The following is a 17,660-nucleotide window of genomic DNA, read 5'->3' on the forward strand; positions in this document are numbered from 1 at the left end:
GCCCCTGACCGCCGCGTGCATCGGGCCCCCGCCCCCACTTTTGCGCCACCGCACGGGCCGGAATGGGGAGGCCGGGGCCCGCACCCACGCGGCCGCCGCCGGGGCACGTGGCGGGAAGGGGGGCGGTACGCACGCGGGGCGCCCGGCAGCGGCGGCTGCACGGCCACGGGCACCCGGGCGGAACGGCCCGTACGCGTACGGGGTTCCGGGCGCCGCCCCCGTACGAGGGCCGAACCCGCCGCCGCGCGGCCGGGCGCCCCTCCCGTACGGGCTACGGGCCTCCGCGGCGCCGCTCCCGTACGGGCCACGGGCCTTCGGGGCACCCTCCCCGCGGGGCCGGGGGCAGCTGCCCGTACGGCCCCGGCGCACGGCCTCCCGTGCGGGGCCCGGGGCGCCGCCCCCCACCGGGACGGGACCACCCTCCCGCACGGACCCCCAGGGCGACCACCCCCATGGGACCGGGACGCCCGCCCGTACGGGTGCCGAGGCGCCGGCGCGTACGGGGCAGGGCCCCCTCCCGTACGGATCCGTGCCCGTCACGCCCCCGCGGGGCCGGCGAGCGGGCCGTCCACGGGGGCCGGTCCCGCCCCCCATGGGGGCGGCCGCGCAGAATATGGGGGACCGGCCCCCATGTGCGCGCCGCCGGGCTCTGGGAGTTTCATCGACGTGACTGAAACCGCCCTCGCCCGAGAAGCCCATCTCGGCCCGCTGCCTCCCGCCTGGTGGGCCCCCGGCCTCACCCTGCGGGAACGGCTGGCCGCGCCGGACGCCCCGGCACCGGTCGCCGCGCCCGCCGCCGACACTCCGGTGCCGTGGTCCGTCGGGGACGCCGCGGGCTTCGCCGGGCGACTGGCCGCGCTCGGCGTCGGCGAGGACGTCGCCCTCGGGCTCGCCGCCGAACCGGCCGGCCGCCTCGCGGCCCGCGCCACCCGGCCGGAGTGGGCCCGCTTCGTGGAGGACGCCCTCACCGGCGCGGCCAGCGAGCCCGTGCGGGAGGACGGCGCCGCCGAGGGGCCCGCCGTGTTCCTGCCGGTGGTGCGGCCGTTCATCGCCGCCGCCTGGACGTCCGTCGCCGCACAGGCGCGCACCGCCCCCGCCGACACGGCCGCCGCGCGGACCGCCTTCGAGGCGCTGCTGGGCGAACGGCTCACCCGCCAGGCGGCCCGCACCCTCGTCACCGAGCTGCACCACGCCCGCACCGGCGGCCTCCTCGCCGGCGCCACGCCCCGCGAGCGGTTCACCGCCTTCGTCGAGGGCCTGTGCGCGCCGGACGCCCTCGCCGCGCTGCTCGCCCGCTACCCGGTCCTCGCCCGCATGCTGGGCGAGACCTGCCTCAACACGGCCGCCGCCACCGCCGAACTGATGGCCCGCTACGCCGACGACCGCGCCGCCATCGTCGCCGGGCTGTGCGACGGCGACGACCCCGGCCCGCTCGTCCGCGTCGACCTCGACCGCGGCGACGCCCACCAGGGCGGCCGGTCCGTCGCCCTCCTCCGCTTCGCCCGGGGCCGCACCGTCGTCTACAAGCCCCGCCCCCTCGACCAGCACACGCTGCTGGACCGGGCGGTGGCCTGGCTCAACGGCAAGACGCCCGGCCTGGGGCTGCGCACCCCGCGCACCGTCCGCCGCGCGGGCCACGGCTGGATGGAGTTCATCGCGCACCGCTGGTGCCGCGGCCCCCTGGAACTCGACCGGTTCTACCGGCGCCAGGGAGCGCTGCTCGCCCTGCTGTACGCGCTCGACGGGGTCGACATGCACTACGAGAACGTCATCGCCCAGGGCGACCAGCCGCTCCTCGTGGACGCCGAGACCCTGCTCCACGCCGACCTGCCGCAGGCGACGACCGCCGGCCCCGACCCGGCCGCCGAGGCCCTGAGCGTCTCCGTCCACCGCACCTGCCTGCTGCCGAGCCTCCTCATCGGCGACAACGGCGCCCTCGACATCTCCGGGCTCGGCGGCGCGGACGGCGAGGCGTACCCGAGCGACGGGATGCGCTGGGAGGACTGCGGCACGGACGCCATGCGCATGGTGCGCGGCCCGGTGCGCAGCCCCGCCGCGCAGAACCGGCCCGTCCCCGACGGGCGCCCCGTCCGGCACGCCGACCACCGCGCCGCGCTCCTGGAGGGCTTCCGGGACGCGTACGGGGCGATCACCGACCACCGCGCCGAACTCCTCGGGGGCCTCCTCGACCGCTGGGCCGACGGGCGGGGGCGCCTCATCGCCCGCTCCACCCGCCTCTACGCCACCCTCCTGGAGGAGTCCACGCACCCCGGCGTCCTCGGCGACGCCCTGGCGCGGGACTCCGTGTTCTCCCTGCTGTGGACCGAGTCCGCGCACGACCCGGCCCGGCAGCGCCTGGTGGAGCACGAGATCGCCGACCTGTGGGCCGGTGACGTGCCGTTCTTCTCCCACCGCCCGGCGCACCCCGACGTGTGGACCGCGCGCGGCACACGCCTCGACGGGGTCCTCGCGCGGCCCGCGCTCGCCGCCGCCCGCGACAAGATCACGGCGATGGGCGAGGTCGACCGCTACGACCAGGAGTGGATCGTCAACGCGACGCTCGCCGTCGCCCACGCCAACTCCGGCAGCGAGAGCCCCCGTTCGGAGCTGTCCGTGCACCCGGCCGCGCCCGTCGCACCCGACGCCTCCCGCCTGCTGAGCGCCGCCTGCGGGATCGCCGACGAGGTCGCCGCCCGCGCCGTGCACGGTGAAGGGCGCGTCAACTGGCTGGGCCTGGAGGAGGTCGCCGCCGGCCACTGGGCGGTCCTGCCCATGGGCGCCGGCCTCGCGCAGGGCTACTGCGGGGTCGCGCTGTTCCTCGCCGAGCTCGGCGCGCTCGCCGGGGCCCGCCGCTACACGGACCTCGCCCGGCAGGCCGTGGCGCCGCTGCCCGGACTGCTGGCCGCGCTGGCCGGCGACCCCTCGCTGGGCGCCGCCGCGGGCCCGGGCGCCCTGCACGGGATCGGCGGCATCGTCTACGCCACCGCCCGGCTGGCGCCGCTGCTGGACGACGGACTGCTCGCCCACCTGCCGCTCGCCCTCGACGCCCTGGAAGGCGCCGCGTACGGCGACGACGAGGCGGGCGACGCGGCCGGGGCGCCCGACGGCGTGCCCGCCGCGCTGGCGGACGGTCTCGCCGGTGCGCTGGCCGCCGCCCTGGCCGCCCACCGCACCGGAGCGGCACCCCGCGCCGCCGCCCTCGCCCACCGGCTGGCCGCACGGCTCGCCCGCGCGGCGGCAAGGCCCTGCGGCGACCCCGGATTCGCCCACGGCGACGCCGGGACGGGCTGGGCACTGCTGCGGTTCGCGGCGGACGCGCCCGCGGGCCCGGCCGGATCCGGATGGCCGGCCCCGGAGTCGTACGCCCGCACCGGTACGGCCCTGCTGCGGTCGGCTCTCCTGGCCGCCCCGCACCGGGCGGGCGGGGAAGGCGGCTGGTACGCGGGGCTGCCCGGAACCGCGCTCGCCGCCCTGGACGCCCTGCCGCCCGCCGACCTGTGGGACGACGCCGACCGGTGGGTGCGGCACCTGGACGGCTCCGGCTGCCGCAACGACCTGAGCATCCGCCAGGGAGCCCTCGGTTCCCTGGAACTGCTCGCCGCGCTGGCCGGGCACGACCACGACGGGGCGCGGGACGCGCTGACGCGGCGCACCGGCGAGGTGCTCGGCGGCCTCCAGCAGTACGGCCACCGCTGCGGAACCCCCGGCCACGTCCCGTCCCCCGGCCTCCTCACCGGCCTCTCCGGCATCGGCCACCAACTGCTCCGGCTGGCCTTCCCCGACGAGGTCCCCTCCGTCCTGCTCCTCGACACCCGCCGGCGCCGCTGACCGCCACCGGCCGCCCGGCGCCACCGCACCACGCTCCTCACCCTCCTTCCGCGAGAAGAAAGGCCACCACTGCCATGCAGAACACCGCCGCCTCCGCGACCGCCGCCGTCACCTCCGCCGCCCCGGCCGAGGTGGAGGCCCTTCAGACGGCCGTGGGCGCCGACCCGGCCGGCGGCATCGCCCTCTCCGGGCGCAACCGGGCCTGCGCCCGCGCCCGCGCCCTCGCCGGCCTCGTCCTCACCAGCGGCATCGTGATCACCCTCAGCTCGTTCGACACCAGCGTCTCCGCGCCCAACGTGCACGGCTGACACCCCGCCACCCCGCGCGACCCATCCATGCCCGGCCCGCCCGGTACGCCAGGTACGAGGCACAGGGCCCGCCGACCGGCGGGCCCGGCCGGTACGGGGGACTTCCGCAACCGTTGACCGGTTCGCGGCACCGCGCACTAGCATGCGCTCATGCGTTCACATGTTCCGCACATCGTCGGACGTGACCTCCATTTACGGGAACTCGCCCGTGCCCTGACCGACGCGTGCGCCCAGCGCGGGCGGGGCGTGTTCCTGGTCGGCGAGGCGGGCATCGGCAAGACCCGGCTCGCCGCCGAGGCGGTCGGCATGGCCGTCGGCAACGGGATGCGCGTACTGCGGGGCCGGTCCACCACCACTGGCCCCGCCGTCCCGTTCCGGCCGCTGACCGAGGCCCTCATGTCGCTGTTCCGCGGCGGCGAACCCCTGGACGACCTGCCCCTCGGCCCCTACCGGCCCGTCCTCGGGCGGCTCATCCCCGACTGGGGCGGCGACGTCCAGGCCGGCAGCTCCATGATCGTCCTCGGCGAGGCCGTGCTGCGGCTGCTCATCGCCACCGGCAAGGACCGCGGCACGCTGCTGCTCCTGGAGGACCTGCACGACGCGGACCCCGAGACGCTCGCCGTCGTCGAGTACCTGGTCGACAACCTCGACCAGGCGCCCGTCGTGCTGCTCGCCACCATCCGCACCGAGCCCTGCGACGCCCTTGACCTGGCCGAGTCGGCCCGCTGGCGGCGCGTGGGGACCACCCTCGACCTGGCCTCCCTCACCCGCGACGAGGTGGCCGCCCTCGCCGCGTCCCAGCTCGGCACCGACGTCGACGGCGTCCCCGAGGCCGCCCTGGAACGCCTGTGGGAGGACAGCGCGGGCAGCCCGCTCCTCGTCGAGGAACGCCTCCAATCCATGGTCACCAGCGGGTCCCTCGTCAACGGCGACGACGGCTGGAAGGTCGTGGGCGACCTGCGCGGCGACGTCTCCACCTCCATGGCCAAGGGCCTCCTCCAGCGCATCGACCGGCTCGGCCCGCAGGCCCGCGACCTCTTCTCGGCGGCCGCCGTCATCGGACGGCGCTTCCCCCTGACCGTCCTCCAGGACGTCACCGGCGTCGACGACCGCGAACTCCTCAGCCACCTCCACGCCGGGGTCGCCTCCCGCCTCGTCGTCCCCGACGAACCCGCACCCGACTGGTACGCCTTCCGCCATCCCCTCACCGTCGAGGCGCTGTTCACCCAGCTCACCCCCGGCCGCCGCGCCGAACTCGCCGGCCGGGCCGCCGCCGCCGTCCAGGCCCTCCACCCCGGACTGGAGGGCGACTGGTGCCAGCTCGCCGCCGGGCTGCGCTCCGAGGAAGGCGACGTCACCGAGGCCGGGCGGCTGTTCGCCGAGGCAGGGCGGCGCGCGCTCGCCGCCGGGGCGATCAGCTCCGCCGTCACCCTCCTCTCCCGCGCCGAGCGGCTCCTCGCCGACAGCGGCGACGCCACCCGCCGCGCCGAGGTCCTGGAGACACTGCTGCCCGCGCTCGCCGAGACCGGCGACTTCGACCGGGCGTTCAGCCTCGCCCGCGAGCTGAACGCCCTCGCCGGCACCGACCTGACCGTCTCCCGCCTCGCCGCCCTGCACACCCGCCTCGCCAAGGTCGCCCACACCGCCGGCCGCTGGGAGGACGGCAACCGCGCCATCGCCCACGCCCGCGCCCTGCTGCGCCGCGGCCCCGACGAACGGGCCGGGGCCCTCGTGGACGTCGCCGCCGCCTACCTGGCCCTCGACACCCCCGGCCCCGACTGCACCCAGCAGGCCGAGAAACTGGCCCGCGCCGCCCTGCAGGCCGCCGAACGCCACCACCTGCCCTCCGCCGTCTGCCAGGCGTGGGAACTGCTCGCCACCCTCGCCCGCGAACGGGACTTCGACGAGTCGACCGCGCTCCTGGAGTCCGCCCTCCTCACCGCCGAGCAGCACCGGCTGCCCCTCCAGCGGATGTACGCCCTCACCCGCATCGGCGGCAACAACTGGCTCACCGACGGCAGTACGGCCCCGCTGCTCGCCGCCCGCGAGGAGGCGCTGCGGCTCGGCTCGGCCACCATCGTCCACACCATCGACGGCATCCTCGTCCTCGACGCCGTCCTGCGCGGCGACTTCGGCACGGCCCGCCGCGCGGCCGACGAGTGCCTCGCCGTCGTGCGGCGCCTGCGCCTCGCCCCCGCCAGCCGGTACGTGCTGATGGCGCAGGCGACCCTCGCCGCCCACCAGGGCGACCGGGCCGCCATGGACCAGGCGCTGGCCGCGTTCGCCGAATGGGACGGCGCCGGTTCGCAGGAGGAGCCGCTCACGATCGGGCTCGCCCGCGCGTTCTGCGCCCTCATGGAGGAGGACCGCGACGGCGCCGTACGGGCGCTGCGGGACGTGGCCGCACTGGAGCACGCCAACCCCAGCACCTACTACCTGAGCGGCCGGTACGGCATCGGCGTCCTCCTCGACGTGCTCGCCGGGGACGCCGGCCGCGCCGAACAGGAGGAGACCGCCGCGACCGCGCCCGGCCGCATGCGCTGGAACCGCCAGTTCGTGCTGTTCGCCGACGCCGTGCTGCTCGGCCGCGAGGGCCGCCCCGCCGACGCGGCCGGCGCCGCCGCCGAGGCGCTGCGCGTCGCGGAGCCGTACCCGACGGCGCTGCACCTGGCGCTGCGGCTGATATCGGAGGACGCCCACACGCACGGCTGGGGCGAGCCGGTCGCCTGGCTGCGCCGCGCCGAGCACCACTTCCACCAGGCGTCCGTGCCCGCCGTCACCAACGCCTGCCGCGCCGCCCTGCGCCGGCTCGGCGCGCCCGTCCACCAGCACCGCACCGGCAGCAGCCGCATCCCGGAGGAGCTGCGGGCGCTCGGGATCACGGTCCGCGAGTACGAGGTCTTCCAACTGCTCCCGGAGCGGCTCGGCAACAAGGAGATCGCCGACCGGCTGTACATCTCGCCCCGCACGGTCGAGAAGCACATCGCCAGCCTCGGCACCAAGACCGGCCGCACCAACCGGGCGGCCCTGTGCGAGTTCTCGGTGTCCTTCGCGTCCTGAGCCCCGCCCGGCCGGGCAACCGCCGCGGACGGCCGCGCGGACCGTACGGCACCCCGTTCGGGGGCGTACGGTCCGCGGTGGTCCGGCGCTCGGGCGCGGGGCCCTCAGCGCATCTCGCGCACCGTCCGCGAGGCGAGGATCCCCAGCGCGGTCAGCGTCAGGATCACCGCCGTCAGCGCGAACATCGGCGCCGTGCCCGACTGGGCGAGCGCCCCGCACACGACGAGCGACAGCGGCGCGACGGCGTACCCGAGGACCATGTCCACCGAGATCACCCGGCTCAGCACCGAGCCGTCGATGTTCCGCTGGATCCAGCTCACCCCGAACACGCCCTGGAAGCCGATGCCGAAGCCCATCATCAGGACCGTGCCGAGCGCGGCCGCCGTGTTGCCGACCGTCCCGAGGACGCCCATGCCGAGGGCGAGCCACCCGGCCAGCGCCGCGATCATCAGCCCGACGCGGGGCCGCCCGCCGACCATCCCGCCGGCCAGGGCGCCCAGCATCGCCCCGCCCGCCAGGGCGCCGTTGAGGAGGCCCAGCGTCGTGGAGCCGCCCTCCAGGTCGACCTTCGCCAGCGTCGCGAAGCCCACCGTGAACGGCCCCGAGTGGCAGAACGTCACCGCCATGTCCACCACCAGCACCGTACGGATGCGCGGGTCGTCCCACGCGTAGCGCAGCCCTTCCCGGATGCGGGCGCCCAGCGACGCGGCGGGCGCGTCCGCACCGCCCGCGTCCCCGTCCCCCTGCGGCTTCGCCGGCAGCGTCCGGATGCTCGCCACGCACAGCCCGCACAAGGCGAAGCACACGCCGTCCACCAGGAACGCGACCGGCGCGTCCGCCACCGCGACCACCAAGCCGCCCACGGCCGGGCCGAGCACCGCCGACACCTTGGCGCCCACCCCCAGCAGAGCGTTCGCGGGCGCCAGCGTCTCCTTGTCGACCACGGTCGGCAGGATGGACGCCCTGGCCGGCTGGAAGAACGCGTCCACCGCGCCGAACAGCGCCGCGGCCGCGCACAGCATCCACACCGTCAGCGAACCGGCCAGACCCAGAAGCCCCACCGTCACCATCAGGGCGGCGCGCGCCCAGCTGGAGAACGCCATCAGCGTCCGGCTGGACCAGGTGTCGCTGAGCGACCCGCCGACCAGGGTCAGCACCGCCCGCGGCACCGCCTGGAACGCCAGCACGTAGCCGAGGCTCAGCGTCGAGCCGGTGAGGCTCAGCGTGATCCACGAGAACGCGATGTAGCTGAAGCCGTCACCCAGCAGGGACAGCGACTGGCCCATCCACAGGAGCCGGAACGACCGCTGCCGGGCGGGGGACCAGAGCCGCGCCCCGGCGCTGGTCAGAGTGTTCGCCATGTCGAACCCTTCGTCTCGCCGCCCCAGCGGGCGGCGGGTGGTCAGTAGCGGACGGGCAGGGCCGTCAACGCGCGGTTGAGCAGCGACGGCTGCCAGGACAGGGGCTCGTCGACCAGCCGGAGGCCGGGACGTTCCCGTACGAGCACGTCGACCGCGCTCACGGCGACCAGCCGGGCGAGGGCCGCGCCGACGCAGAAGTGCGCCCCGAACCCGAAGCCCAGGTGCATGGGCCCGCCGCTGCCGCGCCTGACGTCGAACCGGTCGGGGTCGGCGAACCGGTCCGGGTCCCGGTTGGCGGCGGCGGTGACCAGGAACAGCCGGTCCCCGGCCCGTACCGCCCGGCCGTCGAGGTCCAGGTCGCCGGCGGCGATGCGGATGGACATCTTCGACGGCCCGTCGAAGCGCATCGTCTCCTCCACCGCCATCGGCACCAGCGCCGCCGGGTCCTCGCGGACAGCCGCCAGCTGGTCGGGCCGGGCGAGGAGGGCGAGGAGCGTGTTCGCGATGAGGTTGCTCGTCGTCTCGCCGCCCGCGAACGCCATCTGCGTGAGCATCCCGACGAACTCCTCCTCGCTGACGGACGTCCCGATGCGGCCGCCCGCCAGCACGGCGCTGATCAGGTCGTCCTTCGGGTCGGCCCGGCGCTGCCGCACCAGGTCGGCGAGGTAGTCCTCCAGATTGACCAGGGACTGCAGGGACGTGCGGTACTCGCGCTCCTCCTGCGCCGCCCCGAGGACCAGGTCGCCCACGCGGGCGTTCCAGTACCAGAAGGACGGCGCCTCGGCCTGCGGCACGCCCAGCCAGCGGGCGAACACCAGCGCCGGCAGCGGCCGGGCGATGTCGGCGACCAGGTCCCCGGCCTTGCCGGGCGCGGCCCGCCGGTCCGCCATGGCACGGGCGGCCCGCTCCACGAAGGCGCGGTAGCGGCCGATGGCCCGGGCGGCGAACTGGTCCTGGAAGACCTGGCGCAGCCGCCGGTGCTGCGGCGGGTCGTTGAAGACCATCCAGCGGGACAGGATGCCGAACGCCCGCTCCGCGTCGTCGCGGGCGCCCTCCGGCACGGCGTCCATCAGCGGCCGCACCCGGTCCGCCGAGACGGCGGGGTCGCGCAGGCAGTGCATCAGGTGGTCGTGGCCGGTGACCAGCCACGCCCGGTGCATCGCGCTCCAGTAGACGGGGTCGTGGTCGCGCAGCGCGTTGAGGTAGCCGTACGGGTCGGCGTTGACCGCGGGCGAGAGCAGGTACTGCTCGGTGAAGCCCGGCGCGCGGGTGCCGGCCGCGCAGGCGGGCGTGCCGGTGGGCGCGGAGGCCGGTGCCGCCGTCACGGTCGTGGCCCGTGTCCCGGCCGGGCGGGGAGGGGCGGTGGCGGCCGCCCCTCCCGTGACCGGGCAGCCGGTGGCCGCGGGGGCCGACCCGTGCGCGGGCGCGGCCGGAGCGGTGGTGGCGGCCGGGGCCGGGGCCGCGGCCGCGTGGACCGGGCAGCCGGCGGCCGACCCGTGCGGGGCCGTGGCCGGTGCGGTGGCGGCCGACCCGTGCGCGGCCGGAGCCGGAGCCGGTGCGGTGGTGGCGGCCGAGGTGGTGCCGGTGCGCTCGGTGGGGGCCGTGGGCGCGACCGGGGCCGGCGCCATGGGCGTGGTGGTGGCGTGCCCGTGCGGGGCCGTGGTGACCGGGTTCATCGCGCGACCCCCGTCCCGATCTTCGCCAGCAGCGCGGCGGTCGCGGGCATCAGCCGCTCGGACATCATCGACATGTGGTCCCCCTCCGTGACATGGACCGTCAGCCCGCCCAGCGCCAGTTCGCGCCACCGTTCGACATAGGTCCGGTATCCGACGTCCAGTCCGGGCATCGGCTCGTCCTCGGGCAGCCCGGCCGCCGTGCTGCCCACCACCAGGTGGATGTGGCCCGGGTACGGGCGCACCCGGTAGCCGGCCAGCGCGACCAGCAGCGAGTGCCACACCTCGATCGGCGCGTTCTCCACCAGCGCCGCCTCGCTCGGGCTCATCCCCGCGCCCAGCAGCAGCGCGGTCAGCTCCGCCACCGCCGCCTCCCGCTCGGCGGAAGGGGCGAGCCCGCGGATCCGGTCGCGCATGCCGAGCGCGGTCACCATGTCGCGGCCCACGCCGGCCAGCCGCTCGGCCGCCACCGGGTTCGGCAGGTACGGCTCGATCAGCACGAGCGGCTCCACGGTGTGCCCGGCCGCGTACAGCTGCGTGGCCATCTCCAGCGCCAGGTTGGCCCCCATCGACCAGCCCAGCAGGTCGTGCGGGCCGCGCCCGCCGTGCGCGGTGATCTCGGCGACGTAGTTCGCCGCGATCCCGGCCACCGTGGTCGGGTCCACCCCGCCCAGCAGGCCGCGCGCCTGGAACGCCCGCACCGGCCGGCCCGGCGGCAGCTCCCGGGCGAGCGGCACGTACCAGGCGGCGCTCCCGCCCGTCGGGTGCACGCACCACAGCGGCGCGCCGTCCCCGTCCCGCAGCCGCACCTCGGAGCGGACCTCCGCGCCGGGCGCCGTCCCCGCACGGGACGCCAGCTGGGCGATGGTCGGGGCCTCGATGAGGTCCCGGACGGTCACGCGCAGGCCGCGCGCCGTCGCCTGCGCCGCCACCCGCACGGTGGACAGGGAGCTGCCGCCCAGCCGGAAGAAGTCGTCGTGCACCCCGACCTCGTCGACGCCCAGCACCCCGCGCCACACCTCCGCCAGGAGCAGTTCGGCGGGTGTGCGGGGCGCGACGTACGGGGCGCCGCCCCGCTCCCGCCCCGCGGGCGGCAACGGCAGGGCCCGCTTGTCGATCTTGCCGCTGGTGTTGACGGGCAGGTCGCCGAGGGTCACGAAGAACGCCGGGACCATGTAGCCGGGCACCCGCGCCCGCAGCCCGCGCCGCAGCTCCTCCTCGCCCGCGCCGGAGCCCTCGCGGGGCACCACGTAGGCGACGAGGGCCGGTTCGCCGCCCGGCAGGTCGCGGCGGAGCAGGACGACCGCCTGCCGCACCTCGGGCAGCTCCCGCAGCGCGTGCTCCACCTCGCCCAGCTCGATGCGGAATCCGCGCAGCTTGACCTGGCCGTCCCGCCGGCCCAGCCACTCCACCTGGCCGTCCGGCCGCCGTACGCCGATGTCGCCGGTGCGGCACAGCCGGTCGCCGGGCGCCCCGTACGGGTCGGGGACGAACGCCGCCGCGGTCAGCTCCGGCCGGTCGAGGTAGCCCCGTCCGACCGCGTACCCGCCGAGGTGGATCTCGCCGGGCACGCCGACCGGGACCGGCTGGAGGTCGTCGTCGAGGACGTGGACCTGCGTGTTGCGGATGGGGCGGCCGATGGGCGCCCGCCGGCAGTCCGGCGTCAGACGTGCGGCGACCGACCACGACGAGGTCTCGCTCAGCCCGTACACGTTGTACATCCGCCGGCCGCGCGACCACGTCCGGGCCAGCTCCGCGGGGCAGGCCTCACCGGCGACCTGGAGCACCGCCAGGTCCGGGAACCGGTCCTCGCCGAGCACCGCGAGCGCGCTGGGCGGCAGCATCGTCCCGGTGATCCCGTACGCGCGCAGCGTCTCCGCGAGGTCCGGGCCGGGCCGCAGGGCCTCCTTCGGCGCGGTGCACAGCCGGCCGCCGTTGGCGAGCGCCCACGTCATCTCCAGGATCGACGCGTCGAAGCTGAACGACGCGAACTGCAGCACCCGGTCGCCGGGTGACGGCTGCACCAGGTCCCGCTGGCCCTCCAGCATGTTCGTCAGGCCCCGGTGGGGGACCGCCGCGCCCTTGGGGGTGCCCGTCGAGCCGGACGTGTAGATGACGTACGCGGTCGTGTCGGGCGTCACGGCGGGCGCCCCGGCCACCGGCTCCGGCGACGGCTCCCACACCGCCGGGTCGTCCAGGCGCAGCACGGGACCGTCGAACGGCACCGCCCCGGCCAGCGGCGACTGCGTGAGCAGCACCCGCATGCCGCTGTCGCGGGCCGTGAACGCCAGCCGCTCCACCGGGTGCTGCGGGTCCAGCGGCAGGAACGCCCCGCCCGCCTTGAGCACGCCGAGGACCGCACGGAGCATGTCCGGGCCGCGGTCCACGCAGATCCCGACGACCGCCTCCGGGCCCACCCCCAGGCTCCGCAGCCGCGCCGCCAACCGCTCGGCGGCCCCGTCCAGTTCGGCGTACGTGACCTCCTCGTCCCCGTGGGCGACGGCCACCGCCCCGGGGGTGCGGGCGGCGTGCCGCGCCACGCACTCGTGGAACATCAGCCCCTCGCCGGGCAGGTCCGCCCCGCGCGCCTGGGCCAGCGCCCGCTCCCGCGCCTCGCCGCGCGGCGCGGGACGGGTGACGGGCGCGTCCGGTGCGGTCACCATCGTCTCCAGCACCGCGCACAGCAGGTCCGCCAGTTCGTCCGCCGTCGCCGGGGACACGTACGCGGGGTCGGCGTCCAGCTGGAAGCCGTCCACGGACGCGTTGACCAGCAGCGGGAACATCGTGCGGGCGATCTCCATGGACTCGTCCCACGTGTCGCCGGACAGCCGGTGGAAGTTGACGAAGTTGAACACCGCCTGCACCGGGCTCGGCTCACCCGGCCGCAGCTGCGCCAGCCGCACCAGCGGCACCCTGCGGTGCGGCAGCATGTCCTGCTCGGCCGCGAACACCGCCTTCAGGTACTCCAGCCAGCTGCCGCGCGGGCGCTCCACGCCGAACGGCACCGTGTTGAGGAACAGCCCGCGCATCCGGTCAGCGCCCGGCAGTTCCGGCCGGCCGTTGGTGACCAGCCCGATCGCGTGCCCCGCGCTGTCGTCCTGCTCGGCGTACAGGCCCATCAGGTGGTGGAAGGCCGTCAGCAGCACGGTCCGCCGCGGCACGCCGGCCTGCCGCGCGAGCCGCCCGACGGGCCCGGCGAGCCGCTTGTACGAGCGCTTCGTCTCGTACACGCCGCCCGCGGCCTCCTCGTCGTCGGCGCCGCGCCGCGTGAAGCGCACCGGGCTCAGCGCGTCCAGCGCCGTACGCCAGTACGCGAGGCTCTCCTCGTCCCGCAGGGCCGCCCGCTCCAGCGCCACGTACTCCGCGAACCGGGGCGCGGCGGGCAGACCCGGCTCGCGGCCCTGCGCCACCGCCTTCCGGTGCAGGTCCAGCAGATCGGCGATCAGCGACGTGAGGCTCCAGCCGTCCAGGACGACATGGCAGTCCGTCAGGGTGAGCCGCAGCTCCCGGTCGGTGAGGTGGTGCAGGTGGATGCGGACCAGCGGCGGCGCCGCCAGGTCGAACCGGCGCCCGAACTCCTCGTCCACGTACCGCCGCAGGGCCGCGCGCTGCTCCTCCCGGGGCAGGCCCCGCAGATCCGTGTAGCCGACCGGGAGGGACGCCTCGCGGTGCACCAGCTGGAGCGGCTCGGAGTACGACACCAGGTCCACGGAGGTCCGCAGGATGCCGTGCTCCCGCACCACCGCGTCCACCGCCGCCTGGAACGCCGCCGGGTCGAACCCCTCGGGGACGGTGATCTTCAGGTCGGTGACGTTGTGGTACGCGCCGCGCCGCTCGTCGGCGAGCATCTCGTGCAGCATGCCGGCCTGGAGCATCGTCAGCGGGTAGGCGTCCTCCAGGCCCTCCGGGAGCCGCTCCCGGTCCGCCGGGTCCAGCTGCGAGAACGGCTCCACCGCGGGCGGCGCCTCCCCGTCGGCCGCCGTCGCCCGGCCCGCCAGGTCGCCCAGCGTCGGCGCCCGGAACAGGTCCGGCACCGTGAGCGCGAGCCCCGCCGACCGGGCCAGGCCGATCACCCGCAGCGCCAGGATCGAGTCGCCGCCCAGGTCGAAGAAGTTGGCCGCGCGGCTGACCCGCTCCACGCCCAGCACCTCCGCCCACACCCGGGCGAGCGCCTCCTCGGCCGCGCCGCGCGGCGGGACGTACCCGGCGGGCGCGGCGGCCGCGTCACCCGCCACCGCGCGCAGCGCCCCCCGGTCCACCTTGCCGTTCGCGGTGATCGGCAGCCGGTCGTGGCGCACGAACAGCGCGGGCACCATGTACGACGGCAGGGTCAGCCGCAGCCGGTCCCGCAGGTCCGCCGCGTCCAGCGGCCTGCCCTCCGTCAGCACCAGATGCGCCACCAGCCGGGCGCCCTGCGGCTCCGGGCGGGCCACCACGGCGGCGTCCGCCACACCGGGCAGGGCGCGCAGCGCCGTCTCGATCTCGCCCGGCTCGATGCGGAAGCCCCGCACCTTCACCTGGTGGTCGGCGCGCCCCACGTACGCCAGCTCCCCGTCGGGCAGCACCCGCACCAGGTCGCCCGTGCGGTACATGCGCGTCCCGCCGGGGCCGAACGGGTCGGCGGGGAACCGCTCGGCGGACAGCTCCGGGCGGTTGCGGTAGCCGCGCGCCACGCCGCCGCCGGCGACGTACAGCTCACCGACCGTGCCGCGGGGCACCAGCCGCCGGAACCGGTCCAGGACGTAGCCGTGCTGGCCGGTCAGCGGCCGTCCGATGGGCGAGGTGACCGGCGACACCGTGTCCGCCTCGGTGATCAGCCGGTACGTGACGTGCACGGTTGTCTCGGTGATGCCGTACATGTTGACCAGCGCGGGCCGCTCGTCCTCCGGGACGGTGAACCAGTCGCGGTAGTCCCGCGCGTCGAACGCGTCCCCGCCGAAGACCACCGTCCGCAGCGCGAGGTCCGCGAAGACGGCGCCGGCCTGGGCCATGTGCGCCCGCAGCCCCTTGAACGCGGCGGGCGTCTGGTTCAGCACCGTCACGCGCTCCTCGCGCAGCACCCGCAGCACCGCCGCCGGGTCGCGCACCTCGTCGTCGGTGAGCACCACGACCCGGCCACCCGAGGTGAGCGGCCCCCACAGCTCCCACACGGAGAAGTCGAACGCGGGGGAGTGCACCAGCGTCCACACGTCGTCCGCGCCGAAGGAGAAGTGCCGGTCGGCCGCGTCCAGCAGCCAGGCCAGATTCCCGTGCGTCAGCTCCACGCCCTTGGGACGGCCCGTGGAACCGGACGTGTAGATGACGTACGCCAGCCGGTCCGCGCCCGGCGCCTCCTCGAGCGAGGCCCCGTGCGCGCCGTCGCCCGCGCCGCCGCCCTCCAGGGGCACCACCTCCACCGGCAGGCCCTCCACGGCCGCGCGCCCCGCACCGCCCGCGACCACCAGGGACACGCCCGCGTCGGTCACCGTGAACTCCCGGCGGGCCTTCGGGTGCGACGGGTCCAGCGGCAGGTACGCCGCCCCCGACCGCCACACCCCGAGCAGCGCCACCGCCAGCTCCGGGCCGCGCTCCACGCACACGCCGACCAGCCGCTCCGGCCCCGCGCCGGCCGCCCGCAGCCGCCCGGCCAGCGCCCGCGACGCGGCGTCCAGCTCCCCGTACGTCAGGCTCCGCCCCCCGCCCGACACGGCGACGGCGTCCGGGGCGCGCCGCACCTGCTCGGCGAACCGCTCCAGGGCACCGCGCGGCGCGGCGGACTCGGCCGCCTCCGGCCCCGCGCCCACCTCGGGGAGCGCGGGGCGGTTCGCGGGGCCGTCCGGGCCCAGCAGCTCCCCGATCTCCTCGTCGGTGAGCAGCGCCATCTCGCTCAGCGGCACGCTCGGCACCCGCACGAACGCCCGCAGCACCGCCACCAGGTGCGCGGCGAACCGGGACACGGACTCCTCGGTGAACAGGTCCGGGCGGTACACGAACCGCAGCGCGATCCGCCCGTCGCCCTCCAGCACGTCCAGCGTGAAGTCGAACTTCGCCGTCGTCAGGTCGATGGGGAACGCCGTGCCCGCCGTCTCCCCGAGCCGGAAGACGCCCGACGAGACCGGGGTGTGGGTGAACAGCACCTGGAACAGCGGATTGCGGCCCAGGTCGCGTTCGGGGCTCAGCTCGTCCACGACCTTCTCGAACGGCAGCGACTGGTGCGACAGCGCGCCCAGCACGCTCTCCCGCGTACGGCCCAGCAGCTCGTCGCCGGTCGGGTCGCCCGACAGATCGGTGCGCACGACCAGGGTGTTCACGAAGAATCCGGCGAGCTGCTCCGTCTCGGGCCGCTCACGGTTGGCCACGACGGTGCCGATCGCGATGTCGTCCTGCCCGCTGTGGAAGGCCAGGGTCGCCTGGAACGCCGACATCAGCGTCATGTAGGTGGTCGCGTCGAGGCGCTCGCCCAGGGCCCGCAGCCGCTTCGTCAGCTCCTCGGGCAGCTCCACCGTGTGCAGGGCGCCGGTGTAGGAGCGTTCGGCGGGGCGCGGACGGTCGGTGGGCAGCTCCAGCGGGGTCAGCCCGGCGAGCGTGCGGCGCCAGTAGGCGAGGTCGTCGCCGTGGTCGCTGCCGCGCTGCCACACCGCGTAGTCCGTGTACGCGATGGGCAGGGCCGGCAGGGCGGCGTCGGTGCCCTCGACACGGGCCCGGTGGAAGGCGGCCAGGTCGCGCAGCAGCACGTCCAGCGACCAGCCGTCCGCGACGATGTGGTGCAGGGCCAGGACGAGCACGTGGTCGTCGTCCGCGACCCGCAGCAGCACCGCCCGGAAGCCGGGCTCGGATGCGAGGTCGAAGGGCTGCGCGGCGACCTCCCGCACGGCCGCGGCGAGCGCGTCGGCGCCGCCCTCCCGTACGGCCGCGGGCAGCTCCACCACGTCGAGGCCGGCGGGCTCCCCGTCGAGGACCCGCTGCGCGGGCACCCCGTCCTCCTCGGTGAAGACGACCCGCAGCTGCTCGTGGCGTCCGACCAGGTCGCGGACGGCCCCGTCGAGCGCGGCCGTGTCCAGCGGGCCGGTGAACCGCCAGGCGGCCGGCATCAGGTACTCGACACCGTCCGGGTCGAGGCGGTGCAGGAAGTACAGGCGCTGCTGCGCCGCCGACAGCGGGACGAGCTCCGGGCGGGGGTCCAGGCGGGGGATGCCCGTGGGCGCGGCGCCGGCCCGGCCGCGCAGGCGGAGCTCCAGGAGGCGGCGCGCGGCCGGCGAGAGCCCGGAGCCCGACGGGGCGGAGGGGGCGGGGGAGGGGGAGGAGGGTGATGCGGTGGCGCGTTCGGCGTGTGCGGTGGTCATCGGGGTTCCGTCCCATCGGAGAGTCGGTGAGCAGAAGTCATCAGCGGTCGGTGCCCGCAGTGGTCTGCGGTCGTGCCGGAAGTCGTCAGCGGTCGGTGTTCTTCGCAG

The 17,660-nt window shown here is 76.5% G+C and carries 6 protein-coding genes; 3 read left to right on the plus strand and 3 right to left on the minus strand.

Features of this window, described 5'->3' with window-relative positions; all coding sequences use genetic code 11:
* The first annotated feature begins 666 nt into the window (after positions 1-666).
* From ACSUPT_RS27665 to ACSUPT_RS27675, 3 genes are all read left to right on the plus strand, one after another.
* Complete coding sequence (locus tag ACSUPT_RS27665) at positions 667-3,828, plus strand: type 2 lanthipeptide synthetase LanM family protein (protein WP_436945997.1); 3,162 nt, start codon at positions 667-669, stop codon at positions 3,826-3,828.
* 74 nt (positions 3,829-3,902) lie between these two features.
* Complete coding sequence (locus ACSUPT_RS27670; protein ID WP_436945998.1) at positions 3,903-4,136, plus strand: hypothetical protein; 234 nt, start codon at positions 3,903-3,905, stop codon at positions 4,134-4,136.
* Positions 4,137-4,286: 150 nt separating this feature from the next.
* Entirely contained in the window at positions 4,287-7,196 is a 2,910-nt protein-coding gene (locus ACSUPT_RS27675; protein WP_399218309.1) for a helix-turn-helix transcriptional regulator, read from the plus strand.
* Positions 7,197-7,300: 104 nt separating this feature from the next.
* Here the strand turns inward: ACSUPT_RS27675 and ACSUPT_RS27680 are convergent, their stop codons facing one another.
* The 3 genes from ACSUPT_RS27680 to ACSUPT_RS27690 are packed head-to-tail and all read right to left on the minus strand — an operon-like array spanning position 7,301 to position 17,552.
* Positions 7,301-8,557, minus strand: a complete 1,257-nt coding sequence (locus ACSUPT_RS27680) for an MFS transporter (RefSeq protein WP_436945999.1) — start codon at positions 8,555-8,557, stop codon at positions 7,301-7,303.
* A gap of 41 nt (positions 8,558-8,598) precedes the next feature.
* Positions 8,599-10,233, minus strand: coding sequence for a cytochrome P450 (locus ACSUPT_RS27685; protein ID WP_436946000.1), 1,635 nt, complete (start codon positions 10,231-10,233; stop codon positions 8,599-8,601).
* A complete protein-coding gene (locus ACSUPT_RS27690) occupies positions 10,230-17,552 on the minus strand; it encodes an amino acid adenylation domain-containing protein (RefSeq protein WP_436946001.1) in 7,323 nt (2,440 codons plus the stop codon). The genes ACSUPT_RS27685 and ACSUPT_RS27690 overlap by 4 nt, the downstream gene beginning before the upstream one ends.
* Positions 17,553-17,660: the final 108 nt, after the last annotated feature.

The sequence above is a fragment of the Streptomyces sp. SudanB25_2051 genome, assembly GCF_964272635.1.
Classification (GTDB): Bacteria; Actinomycetota; Actinomycetes; order Streptomycetales; family Streptomycetaceae; genus Streptomyces.

Bases quoted from the DNA above. Each gene is read 5' to 3' on its own strand.
- ACSUPT_RS27690 (WP_436946001.1), bottom strand. From the start codon at position 17,552: ATGACCACCGCACACGCCGAACGCGCCACCGCATCACCCTCCTCCCCC.
- ACSUPT_RS27680 (WP_436945999.1), bottom strand. From the start codon at position 8,557: ATGGCGAACACTCTGACCAGCGCCGGGGCGCGGCTCTGGTCCCCCGCC.
- ACSUPT_RS27675 (WP_399218309.1), top strand. From the start codon at position 4,287: ATGCGTTCACATGTTCCGCACATCGTCGGACGTGACCTCCATTTACGG.
- ACSUPT_RS27670 (WP_436945998.1), top strand. From the start codon at position 3,903: ATGCAGAACACCGCCGCCTCCGCGACCGCCGCCGTCACCTCCGCCGCC.
- ACSUPT_RS27685 (WP_436946000.1), bottom strand. From the start codon at position 10,233: ATGAACCCGGTCACCACGGCCCCGCACGGGCACGCCACCACCACGCCC.